We start from the raw sequence: 16,564 nt of genomic DNA on the forward strand, positions 1-16,564 counted from the left end.
GGCGTCGAAAAGAGGGCGCAATTCATCGCCGACGGTTCATCCGCCGGTCAGTAATGGTCGGTAATGCAGATGTTCAGTTGCCGGTGAGCGCGTCCAGCACCGTTCTCGTCTCGGTCAGTGCGGCGCGCAGTCCATGGAGGGCGGCCACTCCGGTGAGGTTGAGGACGACTTCGTCGACACCGGCGTCGCGGTACTCGTGGACCTGCTGGACGATCTCGGCGACGTCCCCGAAGAGGAAGGCCCGTCCCTCGACCAGTGCCTTCGCGTCGGTCTCGGCACCGGTGACGTCGATCCCGGACCGGCGAAGCATGTCCTGGTAGTGCGGCATCCGCAGATGGGCGGCGTTGCTGGCCAGGGCCAGGCGGGCCGGGTCGCGGTCCGGGCCGGTCAGCGCCAGCGGGACCATGGCCGTCAGCCGGGGTCGTGGGCGGCCGGCCGTCGCGGCGCCGCGGCTCATCGCCGGCAGCACCGTGTCACGGAGATAGCCGGCCGGCGTCAGCCAGGTGATCGCGACGTCGGCGACCTCCCCGGCCAGGGCGGCCATCCTGGGGCGCAGCACACCGACGCCGACGTCCACACGGGGTGCCGGAAAGGGCGCCAGCGCTGACTCCCCGCCCTGGTGACCGGCCGTCTCGCCGTCGAGCAGCGCCCGGACCGCGGTCAGGTAATCCCGGGTGGCGGCCAGCGGGCTGCGGTACGGCTCGCCGAGCAGGCCGGCCTGGAACGGCCGGGCACCCGGGCCGTAGCCCGCCACCACGGACTGCCCGGTGGTCAGGGCCAGCGAACGCGCCTGGAGGGCGGCCTCGTACGGGTGGCGCAGCGGGGTGAGCGTGACGCCCAGCCCGGCCGGCACCCGGAATCCCGCACCGGCCGCGTAGACGAATCCCTGGTGCGTCTCGACGAGCAGGGACTGTCCCTGCCACAACCGGTCGGCCCGGGAATGGCACACCGTCGCGGCGAACGGAAGAATCTGTTCCGGCCGGGTCGGTGTAAACGGAACGAGAACCGAATATGCGGTCATGAGTCACCCCCTTCGTCGACATCACCTTCGTGTTGTCCGGCGTTCCGTGCGGCCCGCCGTGACACCAATACTGGGCGACGCGAGGGCGGCGGAAAAGATGTCAGCACCGCCATCAAATTGCATGTCATCAAGTTCCCCGGCACCAGGGCGGCCAGACGGAAAGGCCGCGCCGTCCCGGAGGGGACGACGCGGCCGGTCACCTACCTGCGCTTACCGGCTGCTGTAGTCCGGGTCGCTGGCCAGATTGGCGTCCACGCAGAAGTGCGCTGTTCTCGGATTGACGTTCGGGTCGGCCGGTGGGACCGCGGTCATGTCCCACGGGTTGCCGCTCTTGTCGGTCGCGGGGCCGCACGGGCCGTAGCCGTTCTTCCAGAGCGGAGCGTCGACGTTCGGGTCGGGGAAGTTGCTGAAGCTGCTGAAGTCGCCGGTCCACACCGGACTCGCACTGCCGGTCATGGCGCCGTCGGCGTTCATCGCCTTGCCGTCGACGTACAGGTACTGGCTGGGCATGAGGCTGGCCCGCAGGACCGGCCGGTTGCTGTTCTTCCGGATGGTGCCGTCGGCGCATGCCCGGAAGTTCAGTTCCTGCCAGATCGGTGTCGCCTGGCCCATGAGAGAGCCGTCGACCCCGGGTTTGAAGAACAGGTTGAAGATCTCCGCCGCCAGGGTGTGCACCTCCGTCGGTACTCGCGGGTCGCTCTTGAGCCGCTGGACCCAAGCCTCGTAGCCCTTCGTCACCGACGAGACGCCCAGCATGGGCCGGTAGCCGATCGAGCCACCCGAGGTGAACAGCGCCGCCACACAGCTGCCGTCGGCCGTCGCGTTGCCGTCGAGGTCGGTGATCACGGGCGTGTGACCGGCGTACGCGTACGACCGGCCGGGGAGAACACCGTCGATCTGTGGGCTGGCGGTCTGGACCAGGCCGTCGTGCGCGTTCAGGTCGGCCAGGCTGTAGGTGAGGTCCGGCGGCGCGATGCCGTAGTCCTTGGTGATCGCGTGGAAGGTCTCCAGGATGAACGCCGGCAGGTGGGTGTCGGCGGTGCGGTGGTCGTACTCCACACTCTCGCTCCCGGAGACGATCTTCCCGTCGGCGGTCTTGATGAACGACACCTGAGCCTGGGCCCGAATCTTGTACGAGGCGTCGTCGGTCATGAAGTACGCCGGCATGTTCTCGCTGGTCGGCCGGTAGGTGTACTTGTTCGAGAAGCCGAGCCAGGCGGGGATCGACGTGCCCGGCGGGGAGTTCGCCGGATCCGTGCCACCCTGCACGATCGTGTCGTACCACTTCTGCATGGCCGCCTCCATCGCCGGATTCATACAGGCGGCGGTGGTCGCGCCCCGGCAGGACGGGATCGCGGCCAGCGGTGAGGCCATCCGCATCGCCCAGTCACGCATGGTCTGGTGCGAGGTCAGCGGCGTGTTCACCGGCGGCGCGAACGGACCCATGTTGATGTTCTGGCGTTCGTCGAAGAACGCGACGGCGTCGACCGTACGGTCGACGTAGGTGCCGTTGATCGGCACCACCGCGACCGCGTCCCAGGCGACGGCCCCGTCACCGTTGCCGCCGTTGACCAGGTTGCTCAGCGAGATCTCCGGTGCGGCGTCGAACATGAACGCACCCAGCGGCACCCAGCGGTTCGTCTCGCTTTCCTGGCTGATCGTGCGGGTCCGGACACCCTTCGCCGTCTTGATGTCGTAACGGACCCGTGCACTCGAACCTGTGTCCGGGATGTGCACCAGGATCTGCGCCGGCCCGGAGATGCTCTTGTTCAGCTTCCAGGTGCCCGTGACGCCGAACTTCTGCCCGTCCGCGTCCGGTGCATGCGTGAAGCCGTACCAGATGTGGCCGCCGAAGCCCGCGCCGCGCTGATGGAAGTCGACCTTGGAGACGTAGGCGCCCCTGCTGTCGGTGGCGAACTGCAGGCCGAACGTGCCGGCGGAGGCGGGACGGTTGCAGACGGATCCGTTGTTCAACCGGCGCACCGACGGCACCGAGTCCGGCAGGTTGTCGATCACCATCGCTCCGGCCGGCAGTCCCGCGGTGGAACAGTTGGGCTCGTTGTGCGTGCCGTCGGGCTGCTCCGGGTACGTCGTGTCGAAGCGCAACAGCTCGTTGCCGCAGGACACCTGGCCGCACGAGCGGTAGCTCGGACCGACCTCGTGCCACCAGCAGTGCAGGTCGTACTGGCCGGCGGCGTTGGTGTTGAGGCAGGGGCCGGCCGGATCTCCGCTGACTGCCGGATCGGTCGGCTTGACCTTCTGCGACAGGTCACAGCGGTTGGCGCTCGGCATGCAGAACCAGCTGCGCTCAGGCTTGGCGGCGAGACGGTCGGCCTCGGTCATCCACCAGGACGGGCGGAATCCCGGTCCGTCGACGGTCGCGATGGAGAAGGCCGCCCAGCCGATGACCTTCTCCGGGTACGGCCAGTCCTGGGGGTGTGAGGCGTCGCGCGGGTTGGCGTTGAAGAACTTGCGTCCCGGGTCGTAGTTGGGGTTCGCCGGGTTGTTGCCCCAGCCGAGCCCCCAATTGCCCTTCGCGTCGGTGCACGTCGGGCCCGGGTCGCATCCGGAGGTGTTGCCGGTGGTCGCACTGGGCTGGAGGCCCGAGTTGTACGCCCACACCGGCATGAACCAGCTCTCCAGCCACTTCGGATCGAAGTTGCCCTTGGGCAGCAGACCCTTCGCCTTGAGGATGTTCCACTTTGATTGCAGGATCCGCAGGCCGCCGGCGAGGTTGGCGGTGTAGTCGAGTGCGGCGGCGCGCTGCTGCGTCGACGTCAGGATCTTCTCGCCGGGCTTGGGGTGCTCGGCCTTGCGCATGCCGTCGGTGATCTGGGTCAGACCGTAACCGCAGTCGCTGTCCTCGAAATTGATGATCCAGTCGTCGCTGGTGTCCGCGTTGGCGGTCTTGCGGCCGTAGTAGTTACCGATCAGCGGGTTGCCGGTGCTGCCGGGGAGCACCTGCCCGGAGGCCTGCCACAGATTCGACTCCTGGGCGAGGATGCCGAGGAAGATCTGTACCGGTACACGGCCACCGTCGGTCAGTTGCAGTGGCGGGAACAGGCCCTGCGGGCTGTAGGAAGGCAGGCCGGACCCCTTCCAGTTCGCCGGGCGGCTGGTCGTCAGGTTGCCGACGACGGCCTGGTCAGCGGCCCATTCCACCTGTCGTCCGGTGGGCTGGTAAGCCTGAGTCATCGGGTCGTTGCGAGGAACCGAACACCATGCCTCCGCATCCACGGTGTTCGTCGCCGCTGAACCCGCTGCGGCCGCGACACGCTGCTGGACGGCCGCGGGGGCGTCGTTCAGCGGATGTGCCTCGGCACCGTCGGCGATCTTCGCAGCGGGGCGTACGCCCGGCTGCACCTCGAACGAGGTCGTCCGGCCGGTCGTCACGATCTTGGTGGAGAGATCCACCTGGTCCGCTGCATCGGGGCCGGACGTGTCGGGTTCGGTCATCGAGTCGGCGTACGCCTTCGACATCTGGCCCTGAGGTCCGGCGACGGCCGGGCGATCCGCGTGCATGATCGCCAGCTCACCGTTCGTCGACAGTTCGGACGACGACGGTACGTTCACGCGCCGCACGCCGGACGGGAGCGCCTTCGTGGTGCTGACCTGCCCGACGATGAACGCCCGGCGTCCGGTGCCGGCCCGCAGGTCGAAGCGGGTCAACGGGCCCGAGGCGACGTCCGTCGGGCGGCCGGCCGCGGTGGCGCTGGGCAGCCGCCGTACCGTGCTGGTCTGCTCCGCGGAAGCCTTCCCGCCGGCCTCGAGATAGAGGAGGCCGCCGGTGGAGTCGAGCGTCAACCGGTAGGGCACGGTCGCCGTACGGGTCAGGGTCCGTCGTTTGCCCTTGGCGTCGACCGCGATGAGGCTCTTGCCCGCGGCGGCGACGATGGTGCCCGGCGCGGCGGGGATCGCCGAAGTCACCTGACCGGAGAACTCCCGGAATCCACCGACCTTCCCGGTCGCCGCGTCGACCTGGACCAGGCGGGTCGCCGGATCGCCGGCGGGATCCGCCGCGCCACGAGCCTGCGTGATCACTGCCTGCTCACCGGCGCCGCAGCCGGGATCGAAGTACGCGATGGACGCGCGCACCGGCAGCTTGGTGACCGCACCCGTCCGGGTGTCGACGACCGCGGTGAAAGCGCCGCGGTCGAAGAGCTGCTCCTTGTTCGTGAAGGCACGTGGCGCGTAGACGACCACCGCCTTCCGGCCCGACTGGGTGAGGCACACGTTGCCGATCCACCGGTCGGTCTCGATCCCGGGTTCACGCAGGGTGGCCACGGTTCGCCACTCGTATCCGCTGGCTGCGGTCGCCATCAGCAGATGGAATCCGGTCTCGTCGCCGCTGGTGGTCCAGGCCTCGTCGGTGGACTTCCGCCAGTTTCCGGCGAGAAGCTCGGAGCGGCGCTCGGTGGGGATCTTCGACTTGGCGAGCGCCGCGGCGTCACCGTCGTCCGGGGTGGATTCCGCGGTGGGCTGGGGCGCCGGTGCGGGAGTCGGAGCCTGAGCCTGAGCGGGGACCGCCGTCAAGGATCCGAAGAGTGATGCAGTGGCGACGATCACCCCCCATCGACTCGGGCGATTTGCCGTCTGCCATTGTTTCATCAAGGTGTTGCTGACTTTCTGGTGAGAATGCGAACTCGGCGCAGCCTCTGCGGGACACACGTCACCGGTCCGACCGGAAGTCGGACGAGTGGCATTACAAAGAGTTGTGCGCAGGGGGCGTCGAAATCCGCTGGACGTCCATGATCATACATATGCAATGACTAATGGACTGCCCCTGCATATCGGTCATGGGCGAATTCTCGGGGAGCATCCAGAAGGACGTCAGGTGTCAGCCGGCACTCGGGGCGCGGTGCAGCAGAACTCTCGCCGTGCTGTGTCGCCGCAGGAGGCGTGCCGCCGCGACACCGACACCGGGGAGCAGCATCCACAAGGGAATGAACAGGCTGGACGCCGTGAAGGAGCCGCCCCATCGGGCCGGCTGGGCCCACCAGGTCGTGAATGTCACAGCCGCCACCACCAGAATGCCGAGCCATGCCATCCCGGCCCAGAACCAGACGGTGCGAACTTTACTCGTGATCGTTGTCACTCGAAGCGGAAATGGGGCGGCGGCGAAGGCGAGAAAAATGATAGGGCCGTAGACAATCGCGTAAACGGTGGCTGCATTCGTCACCGGCCAACGGTATCGGATCAGGATGCTCAATGCGGTTCAGCATCGACCGGGATCCGTTGACCGAGGTGGGCGCGCCCGAAGCAGCGGAGGTCGCCGCCGGGCTCGCCCACCTCGAACCGTGATCGAATCCGATATCAGGTCAGGATGGTCTCGCAGTCATAGGCGTAGTCGCCGTCGCCGGGCCGGCACCTGTCAGTCCCGGATCCGCCGTTGAGCGAGTCGTACGCCTTGTCGTCGTCGGCGGCGCTGAGGTTGTCGTCGCCCTCGTCGCCGACGAGGTGGTCGGAGCCGCCTCCGCCGAAGATCGTGTCGTTGCCCGGGCCGCCGCTCAGGAAGTCGTCGCCGGGCCGGCCGCGGAGCACGTCGTCGCCGTCGCCGCCGGTGATGGACTCGATGTCGGTGGCCACGGTGTCCCGCTCGCCCGCGGCGCCGTCGTCGCCGGTGACGCCGTCCGCGTCCACGGTGACGGCCTTCGTGAAGTACGAGCCGTAGGTCAGCCAGTCGTGGCCGGTGCCGCCGGAGTAGTAGTCCGCTCCGAAACCCTCACCGTTGGTGGCGAAGGTGTAGATGAAGTCGCCGCCCGGCCCGCCGTACACCCGGTCGTCGCCGTCGTCGCCGTGCAGCTCGTCCATGCCGTTGCCGCCGGAGATCACATCGTTGCCGGCCCGGCCGTCGAGGTAGTCGTCGCCGTCGTCACCCCAGATGGAGTCGTTGCCGTCCTCGCCGATGATCCAGTCACGCTCGGCGCCGCCGTGGAGACGGTCGTTGCCGGCGTCACCGAAGATCTCGTCCTTGCCACCCTCGCCGTAGATGGTGTCGACCTGGGGGCCACCCCAGATGGTGTCCTTCGCGGCGCCGCCGTAGATCGTGTTGGTGCCGGTCCAGCCCCAGATGTGGTCCTCGCCGCCGCGGCCGTAGATCTTGTCGGCGCCGGTCCAGCCGTGCAGCGTGTCGTTGCCGGAGCCACCGATGACCACGTCGTTGCCGGTGCCGCCGTCGGCGTACACCGGAACGCTGGTGTCGTTGCGGATGTAGTCGGCCCGGTCATATGTATAGATCTGCACCGCCGTGGGTGCTTTTCCGGTCGTGCACTTGACCTTGGTCTTGTCGCCCTTGACGGCCTTGCAGCCCTTGCCCGCCTTGATCGCGACCCGGTCGTCGATGGTGAACGTGTTCCCCGTCCGGGTCACGACGACCCGGTTCTGCGTGCCGCTCGCTGCCTTGAAGCGGACCTTCGTCGTCGACACGACCGAGGCGACCCCGGTGGTGGCGGCCTGCGCGGGCGCCGCGGCGAGCGTCCCGGCGGCGACGGTCGCGAGCAGCGGCAGCGCGACACGAGGCAGCCAGATGAAACCAGCCATTGTGGATCCTCCACTGGAACCGGCGGCGACATGCCGCACGGTCCCAGGATCGTAAGATCCGCTGTCGAGTCGCGCTGCCCCGTTTCCGATCAGCGGCGGTACGTACGTTTCGCGCTGTACACGACATTGCCCGAGCGGTCGTACGCCCGGAGCTGCACCGTGAACTTCTTGCCGTACTTCGCCGGGTTCAGGACCAGCCGGTAGGCGGTCTTCTTGTCGACCGCCACCACCTTGCCGTCGACCAGCAACTCGACCCGCTTGACGCCGACCTTGTCCGTCGCCGTGGCGGCGATCGTCACCTTGGCGCGCAGCCTGCTGTTGTTCGCCGGAGCACTGGTGATCCGCAGTTTCGGCTTGGTGTTGTCGACGACCACCTTGCGGGAGATCACCGTGACGTTGTTCAGCTTGTCGTAGACGCGGACGGTCATCGTGGCCGTGCCGTTCTTGGCCGCCGGGTCCCAGCGCAGCGACGACTGGCGCTTGCCGTTGATCAGCAGCTCGATGCCGGCGATCCCGTGCGGGTCGGTGGCGTCGACGCGGAGGCTCGCGCCGGCCTTGAGGTAGCCGTCGGTGAACGGGAACCGTACCTTCGCGGTCGGTCCGGTGAGGTCGGCGGCGGTACGGTCCTTCGCGTACACGGTGACCGTCCCCGCGCCGGACTTTTTGATCGTGACCATCTGCGCGGGCGTGGGCACGCCGTTGGTGTCGACGCCGGACAGCAGGTAGGAGCCGGGCGGCAGCAGGTTCGCGTTGGCCGGCATCGTCGCGGTGACGGTGTTGCCGCTCTGGCGGAACGACAGCGGCACCCGGCGCTGGTCGGTGTTGTAGGAGTGGGTGACGCTGGTGGCCCGGGTCAGCGACAGCGACGACAGCTTGCGGGTGTCGGAGAGCCCGAGCGACACCGTGCCGCCGTACTTCAGCGAGCCACTGATGCCGGTGATCTGCGGCCGGTTCGCCCAGCGCACCCGCCCGTCGGTGCCCTTGGTGAACAGGTACGGCGGGTAGTAGATCTCGGCGTTGAGGTTGTCCTCCGGGCCGGGCACGCCACCGGCCGCGGTCAGCACCGAGCCGCTGGGCATCAGCACCGCCGTGGAGTGGTAGCTGCGGATCCGCTGCGCCTTGGCGGCGTCCCGCCACTTGCCGGTGACCGGGTTCCAGATCTCCGAGTCGTAGGTCGAGTTGGCCGCGCCCGGCTGGGTGCCGACCCGGGTGCCGCCGTTGGCCAGCACCTCGCCGTTGGGCAGGACGGTCAGGTTGAGCCAGTTCCGGGCGAGCCGCATCGAGCTGGTCTCGGCGGTCTTCGGGGTGGTGCCGTTGATGTCGACGGCGGTGGCCCGGTTGGTGGCGACCTCGCTGCTCCCGTTGTTGTACTGGCCGCCGCCGGCGAACAGCAGCTTGCCGGGTGCGTACATCACCGAGGAGCCGGAGACGCCGATCCCCACCGGCAGCGTGCCCAGCGAGGTGACCTTGCCGGTGCCCGACGGGTCGAGTTTCCACATCTGGTCGTCCGAGACACCGAAGACCTTGCCGTCGGGTGCGACGTACGCCCGCGGGTACCACCAGCGGTTGTCGCGTGCACCGAACGCCACGGTGCTGTCCGCGCCGGTCAGCTTGGTCCACGCCCCGGTCCCGTTGCTGATCTCGGGGGTGGTGGCGACGGTCGTGTTGTCGTCCGGTCTCTGCCACGCGTCGACGTTGTAGGAGTTGCCACCACCGAGCGTCAGCATCCGGTCGTCCGGCAGGCGCAGCACCGTGGCGTACCACCGCTGGCGGTTGAGCTGCCCACCCATCGTCTGCGCGCCGGTGGCCGGGTCGTAGATCATGGTCGCGGTGACGGAGTTGCCGCCGACCATCAGCAGCCGGCCGTCGGGCAGCCGTTCCAGTGAGTTGCAGAACGCGTCGTACGAGTGCATCGACGCCGTCTGCAGGTGCGCGTCGGTGCCGACACCGATGGCCGGGTCCCAGTCGTCGTAGGAGAAGCCGCCCTGTCTCGCCTCGCCGGGCGGGGTCCCGTAGCTGACCACGTGGCCGTTGGGCAGCAGCGCCATGTGGATGCCGACCAGGGGCCATGCCACCTGCGCCGAATACATGCCGGTGAGGTGCGCGTTCGCGTCCGGAAAGACCTTGCCGATGTAGGGGTCGGCGGGCTGGTTGAGGGCGACCCGGCTGGAGCCGACGGTCACCTGCCCGGACCCGGCGAGTGCCTGGGTCGTCGCGTGCTCGTGCTCCGCGGACTGCGCGGTGCCCGCCGACAGTGCCATGCCTCCCACGACGGCGGCCGTCACGGTGGCCCCGGCCATCAATCGCCGGCCGAGGCCCGGCAATCCACGAACCATCCCTGCTCCCATCCCCACAGCATTGGCGGGGGCCGATCCTACGGCAGACCGCACCCGAATCGTCGTTACGGTCTAGTCACGTCGGACGCTATGATCACCGCCCGGCCGCGAACGATCGTGGCCGATACCTCCTTTGCAAGGAATGCGGAAGCCACATGAATATGCGGTTCGCGGGGGCTGCGACCACCGCGTTCTCGGTCCTGCTCGGATCCGTCGCCATGGCGCCGGCTCCGGCGCTGGCCGACTCGGGCAAGAACCTCTCCATCAAGTCGGTCGGTGACCTGGTCGTCGACGGTGCCCGCCAGCGGGTCTTCGTCAGCGACCCGGACAGCGGCAAGATCGTCGAAACCACCTATGACGGCACGATCGTCGCCACCGCGACCGGCCTGCCACGGGTCACCGGCCTGGCGCTCTCCGCCGACGGCACCAAGCTCTATGGCGCCCTGGAGTCGGAGCGGGCGATCGTCGCCCTCTCGGCTGCCGGCCTGACCGATCCCGTCCGGTACGACCTCGGCACCAAGGTCTTCCCGCTGTCGCTGGAGAGTGCGGCCGGCAAGCTCTGGTTCACCTACGACAACTTCGGCGCGTACCCGTACACCGGCTCCGACGGCAACATCGGCTCCCTGGACCTCAGCGGTGTGGACCCGGTGGTGCAGGTCGAGCTCGACACCACCGGCGCCTACGGCATCTGGCACGGCGCGCCCGAGTTGAGGGCCGCACCGGGGGACAGCGGGCTGCTCGCCGGCTTCGAGCCGGGCATCTCCAGCGGAACCGTCGCCGTCTACAACGTCTCCGGCGGCACCTTCACCCGGACCGGGGCCAAGAGCATCACCGGCGGTTACACCCGGGACGTGGCGTTCACCCCGGACGCGACCCAGGTCGTGGCGGCCGACGCGAACGCGGTCACCGTGGCCGGTACGGCCGACCTGGCCAAGGCCGGTGACTATCCGGTCAACGGCTGGTCCCGGGCGGTGGCCGTCGCCTCGGACGGCACCGTGGCGATCGGCGGGACGTCCCTGCGGGTGTTCGCGCCCGGCGGCACCGCGCCGATCCGTGAGTACTCGCTCCCGCACACCGACCCGGTCTCCAGCGGGTACGACGAGGTGGCCGAGCGCGCCCTCGCCTGGGAGCCGGGCGGCGACCGGCTCTTCGCGGTCACCGAGAACTACTCGGACATCCACTACCTGCGCGTCTACACCGAGCCGAAGAAGTCGCTGCCGGTCCTGAAGCTGGCCGGCCCGTCGTCGGCGACCCGGGCGAAGCCGGTCACCATCACCGGCACGCTCACCGCCTCGCTCCCGCTGCCGGCCGGCACGCCGGTCACCGTCACCCGCACCGACCTGGAGTACCCGTCCGGCAAGGCGCTCGGGACCAGGACGATCGCCGCCAACGGCTCGTTCTCGTTCACCGACACCACGTCGGCCGGCGGCACCGTCACCTACCGCGTCTCCTACGCCGGCGACGCGACCCACGCGGCGGTCTCGGCGACCAAGGCGGTCGCGGTCTCCCGGACCACACCGTCACTGACGATCAACAACAACGGCAAGGTGTACGGCTACGGCGCCACCGCCACGTTCACCGCCCACCTCGGTGCCACCTACAAGAACCGCACCGTGGAGATCTGGGCCGACCCGTACGGCGGAGACCAGGGCCGGCGCCTGCTCAAGCGGGCCGGTGTGAACAGCAAGGGCAACGTCGCGGTGAGCCTGAAGCTGTACCGCAACGCCTCGGTGACGGCGGTCTTCACCGGTGACGCCCGGACCGCCCCGAAGACGGTCGGCGCGACGGTCTACACCAAGGTCCCGGTGTCGCTGAAGCTGTCGAAGCAGTACAAGACGTCGGGCGGCTACAAGCTCTACCACAAGAAGACCGCGGCCCAGTTCACCGTGAAGATGCCCGCCTACTCCGGGCGCGACGCGTACCTGCAGGTCCAGATCTACTACAAGGGCCGCTGGCAGAACCTGGCCTACCAGTACTTCCCGACCACGAACGGCAAGGCGGTGGCCCTGTTCAGCGGCGGCAGCCTGGTCGGCTACAAGCTGCGGGTGCGGGCGGCCTACCGCAAGGGCGGCTCGGGCGACAACCTGAACTACACGAGCTACACCGGCTACTCCTACTTCAGGTACACCAAGTAGAAGTGCCAGCGCACGGGCCGGTATCCGATCAGGATGCCGGCCCGCGCGTTTCTGTACTGGTAGCCGGGCAGATAGATGGGCTTAACCGTTAAGTTGACCAACAGTGTGTTAGCGCTCACACTGCTGCCAGCCACGGCTGCACACGGGATTCGTCCTCCCGCCCGCCGTGCCGTTCCCCCTTCTGCCCGCTCGAAGGAACTCCCCAGATGCGTAGATCTCTCGGGAGTCTGGCGTCCGTCGCTGCGACTCTCCTGCTGTTCCCCCTGATAGCCCCGTCTCCCGCCCGCGCCGCGGAGGCCGCGGCGAGCGCCGACGGTCTGGTCCTCTGGTACAAGATGGACGAGCGGTCCGGCGCGCTGGCCACCGACTCGTCCGGCAACGGCCGGGACGGCACGGTCGCCGGCGCGGCGTCCTGGACCGGCGACGGCCTGACCTTCGACGGGTCGAGCACCTACGTGAAGGCGCCCGACAACGTGCTGGCCGGTCTCGATTCGATCTCGGTGTCGTTCGACGTCCTGATGGACTCGCAGCAGGTCACGCCGTACTTCCTCTACGGATTCGGCAACACCAGCAGCTCCACCGGCTACGGCGACGGGTACCTCTTCACCACCGGCAACAACCTCCGGACCGCGATCGCCACCGGCAACTGGTCGACCGAGCAGAGCACCGGCCCGTCGCCGGCGAAGACGCTCGACCGCGGCACCTGGAAGCACATCGCGTACACGCAGACCGGCAGCACCGGGATCCTCTACGAGGACGGGACGCCGATCGCCACGAACACCGCGATCACCATCAAACCGAGCGCGATCGGTGCCGGGAAGACGACCGCGAACTACATCGGCAAGTCCAACTACAGCGGTGACCGGCTCTTCAAGGGCAAGATCAAAGACTTCCGGTTGTACGACCGCGCGCTCGACGGGTCCGAGCTGAGGACCCTCGCCGAACCGGTGGTGACCACCGAGCTCGCCGCCGACCGGGCCGCTCTCGACCTCGGTGACACCACCGCGGTCGCCTCCGACCTGACGTTGCCGGCTTCCGCCCCGTACGGCTCGAAGATCACCTGGACCACCAGCGACCCTGCCGTGATCACCTCCGCCGGTGTGGTGACCAGGCCGGAGGCCGGTCAGCCGGACGCGACCGCGACGCTGACCGCCACCCTGAGCCGCGGTGCCCTGACCGCCGTGAAGACCTTCACGATCACCGTGCGGCCGGATCTCACCGCCGCCGAAGCGGTCCAGGTCGCGGCGGCCGGGCTGGTCGTGCACGACGTCGACGACGTCCGCGGCAACCTGACGCTGCCGTCGGCCGGTGTCCACGGCACGACGGTGACCTGGTCCTCGGACCGGCCCGAGATCATCGACGGCACCGGCGTCGTGCACCGCCCGGCCGCCGGTCAGGGGAGCGCGACCGTCGCCCTGACCGCGACGGTGACCACCGGCGGAGCCTCGGCCACCCGCACGCTCACGGCCACCGTGCCGGAGCTGCCCCCGGCGCGTGCCAAGGCCGGCTACCTGTTCAGCTATTTCACCGGTGAGGGCACCGCCGACGGCGAGCAGATCTACCTCGCGGTGAGCAAGGCCAACGATCCGCTCTCCTACCGCGAGGTGAACAACGCCAAGCCGGTGCTGACCTCGTCGCTGGGCACCAAGGGCCTGCGTGACCCGTTCATCATCCGCTCGCCGGAGGGTGACAAGTTCTACCAGATCGCCACCGACCTGAAGATCTACGGCAACGGCGACTGGGACGCCTCGCAGCGCACCGGCAGCAAGTCGATCATGGTGTGGGAGTCCACCGACCTGGTCAACTGGACTGACCAGCGCCTGGTCAAGGTCTCTCCGGACACCGCCGGCAACACCTGGGCGCCAGAGGCCTACTACGACTCCGGCCTCGGTGCCTACGTGGTGTTCTGGGCGTCGAAGCTGTACGCCGAGAACGACCCGAACCACACCGGCGGCACCTACAACAAGATGATGTACGCGACGACCCGCGACTTCCACACGTTCAGTGCGGCGAAGGTGTGGGTCGACCCGGGGTACTCGGTGATCGACTCCACGATGATCGACCACAACGGGACCTACTACCGGTTCACCAAGGACGAGCGGAACAACTCGTCCACCTCGCCGTGCAGCAAGTTCATCATCGAGGAGAAGTCGACCGAACTGCGCAGCACCGCGTACGACTTCGTCAAGGACTGCATCGGCTCCGGCGGGGTCAGCGCCGGTGAGGGCCCGCTGGTGTTCAAATCCAACACCGAGGACCGTTGGTACCTGTTCGTCGACGAGTACGGCGGCCAGGGCTACGTGCCGTTCACCTCGACCGACCTCGACTCGGGCATCTGGACAAAGGCCACCTCGTACTCGCTGCCCAAGCGTCCCCGGCACGGCACCGTCCTGCCGGTGACGCAGGAGGAGTACGACCGCCTGCTCACCACCTACCAGCCGAACCTGCTGGTCAAGGGCGTCGACGAGGTCCCGCTGACCACGAAGGCCGGCACCGCGCCGACCCTGCCCGCCCAGGTCACCGCTCGGTACGCGGACGGTTCGTCATCGAGTGTCGCGGTCACCTGGGACACGGTGCCCGCCTCGGCGTACGCCCGGCCCGGCCGTTTCTCGGTCTCCGGCACCATCACCGAGAGCCAGAACGTCAAGGCCACCGCGGTCGTGACCGTTCCCGACGAGGGTGCGCCCACGGTGACCGCCACCGCCGCACCCGGCTGGCTCACCGGCCCCGCCACGGTGACCATCACCGCCGTGGACGAGGTGGACGGCGAACTCGTACCGAAGGTCCGCGTCACCCGCTCCGGCGAACCGGCCGGTGCCTGGACCGATCAGGCCGGGCCGCTCACCATCGATCGGGACGGCATCCACCTGGTCGAATACCTGGCCGTCGACGCGGCCGGCAACAGCTCCGGAATCGGCTCGGTCACCGTGCGGATCGACCGGACCGCCCCGGTCTCGCAGGCGACCGTCGACGTCAAGGGCCGCACCGTCACCCTGCGCGCGGCCGACGACACCTCCGGCGTCGCCCGCGTGGAGTACTCGACGAACGGCGGCGCGACCTGGCAGCCGTACACCGTGCCGCTGACCTCGACGGTCCTCTACCGGGCCGTCGACGTGGTCGGCAACGTCGAGACGACCAACCAGGCGGTCCTCCCGCCGGCCGGTGTGGTCCTCGCGCCGAGCACCACGAAGGCGGTGCTGAACTCGGCGAAGGTCGCCTACGGCTCGGCTCCGTCGGTCCAGGTGACGGTCGGCGGCAAGCTGCAGACCAAACCCTCGGGCACGGTACGGGTGCTGCTCGGCTCCACCGCGGTCGGCACCGGCACACTGTCCGCCGGTAAGGCCACGGTCAAGCTCTCCCGCACCATCGGTGTCGGCACCCGGAAGCTGAGAGTGGTCTACCTGGGTGACAGCCGGTACGCCGGTTCCGCCGCCGACCTGACGCTGAAGGTCGTCCCGGCCGCGTCCAAGACCAAACTGACGGCGAAGAAGGCGCAGGTCACGGTGAAGGTCACCACCGCGACCGGGGTCACCCCGTCCGGCACGGTCCGGATCGTCGCGGTCCGCGGCAACACCAAGGTCGTCCGCACGGTCCGCCTGAACAGCAAGGGTGTTGCGGTCCTCGACCTCAGCCGACTGCCGAAGGGCACCTACCGGGTCACGGCTGCCTACAGCGGCTCGACCACGGCCACGAAGTCGACCGGTTCAACGATCACGGTCAAGGTGACGCGATGACCGGTTAGGCCCAGCGAAGATTTCCGGAAAAACTTCGGATCGATCGCATCCATCGGCTTCGGGCCGAGCGAAGTACGGGGTGGCGGCAACAAAGCCGCCATCCCGTACCGGAAGGACGTCTGAAGATGAGGATCACCCGAGTGGGCGCCCGGGCCATCGCCGTCGCGACCGCCGCCGTCGTCGCCACCGCCCTGTCCGCCGCTCCGGCCGCCGCGCACAGCAAGAAGCTCGGCACCAAGTCGCTCGCCGCTGTACTGACCGCTGACAAGAGCGGCTTCGACCACAATGGCCACGACTACGACATCCTGGCCGCCGCGGTGGGTGCGGTGCTCAAGGCCAAGCCGTCCAGCCCGGTCAAGGTCCTCGCCGACGGCAAGACCAAGCTGACCGCGTTCCTGCCCAACGACCGCGCGTTCCAGCTGCTGGTCAAGGACATCACCAAGTCGAAGAAGCTCCCGAGCGAGAAGAAGGCGTTCACCGCGGTGGCCGGCCTCGGCATCGACACCGTCGAGTCGGTGCTGCTCTACCACGTCGTGCCGGGCGCCCGGATCCCCGCCAAGACGGCGCTGAAGTCCGACAACGCCAAGCTGAAGACCGCCGCCGGCGCGTCGATCAAGGTCAACGTCTGGGGCCACGGCCGGAAGATCTCGATCATCGACCTCGACTACAGCGACCGCAACGCCCGCGTGGTCCGCGTCGACATCAACAAGAACAACCGGCAGATCGCCCACGGCGTCGACCGCGTGCTGCGCCCGATCGACCTGCCCTGATCTCCACCGGAGAGACAGCGACGCGCGG

The 16,564-nt window shown here is 68.6% G+C and carries 8 protein-coding genes; 3 read left to right on the top strand and 5 right to left on the bottom strand.

Annotation, left to right across the window (positions count from 1 at the left end):
• Positions 1 to 73: 73 nt before the first annotated feature.
• From ACFO0C_RS18560 to ACFO0C_RS18580, 5 genes are all read right to left on the bottom strand, one after another.
• The gene (locus tag ACFO0C_RS18560) at positions 74 to 1,021 is read right to left on the bottom strand and encodes an LLM class flavin-dependent oxidoreductase (RefSeq protein WP_378067908.1); all 948 of its coding nucleotides are present in this window, start codon (positions 1,019 to 1,021) and stop codon (positions 74 to 76) included.
• A 210-nt stretch (positions 1,022 to 1,231) separates the two neighbouring features.
• On the bottom strand, positions 1,232 to 5,554 hold the full coding sequence (locus tag ACFO0C_RS18565; RefSeq protein ID WP_378067909.1) for a golvesin C-terminal-like domain-containing protein: 4,323 nt from the start codon (positions 5,552 to 5,554) through the stop codon (positions 1,232 to 1,234).
• Positions 5,555 to 5,858: 304 nt separating this feature from the next.
• Positions 5,859 to 6,230 carry a hypothetical protein gene (locus ACFO0C_RS18570; protein WP_378067910.1) on the bottom strand — a complete coding sequence of 124 codons (372 nt, stop codon included), beginning with the start codon at positions 6,228 to 6,230 and terminating at the stop codon, positions 5,859 to 5,861.
• A gap of 104 nt (positions 6,231 to 6,334) precedes the next feature.
• Complete coding sequence (locus ACFO0C_RS18575; protein ID WP_378067911.1) at positions 6,335 to 7,561, bottom strand: calcium-binding protein; 1,227 nt, start codon at positions 7,559 to 7,561, stop codon at positions 6,335 to 6,337.
• Between the two features lie 89 nt (positions 7,562 to 7,650).
• On the bottom strand, positions 7,651 to 9,897 hold the full coding sequence (locus ACFO0C_RS18580) for a galactose oxidase-like domain-containing protein (RefSeq protein ID WP_378067912.1): 2,247 nt from the start codon (positions 9,895 to 9,897) through the stop codon (positions 7,651 to 7,653).
• Positions 9,898 to 10,052: 155 nt separating this feature from the next.
• Here ACFO0C_RS18580 and ACFO0C_RS18585 point away from each other — a divergent pair, with 155 nt between their 5' ends.
• The 3 genes from ACFO0C_RS18585 to ACFO0C_RS18595 all read left to right on the top strand — a co-directional run bounded on the left by ACFO0C_RS18585 (position 10,053) and on the right by ACFO0C_RS18595 (position 16,536).
• Complete coding sequence (locus ACFO0C_RS18585) at positions 10,053 to 12,032, top strand: hypothetical protein (RefSeq protein ID WP_378067913.1); 1,980 nt, start codon at positions 10,053 to 10,055, stop codon at positions 12,030 to 12,032.
• A gap of 206 nt (positions 12,033 to 12,238) precedes the next feature.
• A complete protein-coding gene (locus ACFO0C_RS18590; RefSeq protein ID WP_378067914.1) occupies positions 12,239 to 15,766 on the top strand; it encodes an immunoglobulin-like domain-containing protein in 3,528 nt (1,175 codons plus the stop codon).
• 125 nt (positions 15,767 to 15,891) lie between these two features.
• A complete protein-coding gene (locus ACFO0C_RS18595; protein ID WP_378067915.1) occupies positions 15,892 to 16,536 on the top strand; it encodes a fasciclin domain-containing protein in 645 nt (214 codons plus the stop codon).
• The last annotated feature ends 28 nt before the right edge of the window (positions 16,537 to 16,564 follow it).

It is taken from the genome of Actinoplanes subglobosus, from assembly GCF_042650585.1.
GTDB lineage: Bacteria > Actinomycetota > Actinomycetes > Mycobacteriales > Micromonosporaceae > Actinoplanes > Actinoplanes subglobosus.

Coding starts and splice junctions, on each gene's coding strand:
- ACFO0C_RS18560 (WP_378067908.1), bottom strand. CDS start 1,021: ATGACCGCATATTCGGTTCTCGTTCCGTTTACACCGACCCGGCCGGAA.
- ACFO0C_RS18575 (WP_378067911.1), bottom strand. CDS start 7,561: ATGGCTGGTTTCATCTGGCTGCCTCGTGTCGCGCTGCCGCTGCTCGCG.
- ACFO0C_RS18580 (WP_378067912.1), bottom strand. CDS start 9,897: ATGGTTCGTGGATTGCCGGGCCTCGGCCGGCGATTGATGGCCGGGGCC.
- ACFO0C_RS18585 (WP_378067913.1), top strand. CDS start 10,053: ATGAATATGCGGTTCGCGGGGGCTGCGACCACCGCGTTCTCGGTCCTG.
- ACFO0C_RS18590 (WP_378067914.1), top strand. CDS start 12,239: ATGCGTAGATCTCTCGGGAGTCTGGCGTCCGTCGCTGCGACTCTCCTG.
- ACFO0C_RS18595 (WP_378067915.1), top strand. CDS start 15,892: ATGAGGATCACCCGAGTGGGCGCCCGGGCCATCGCCGTCGCGACCGCC.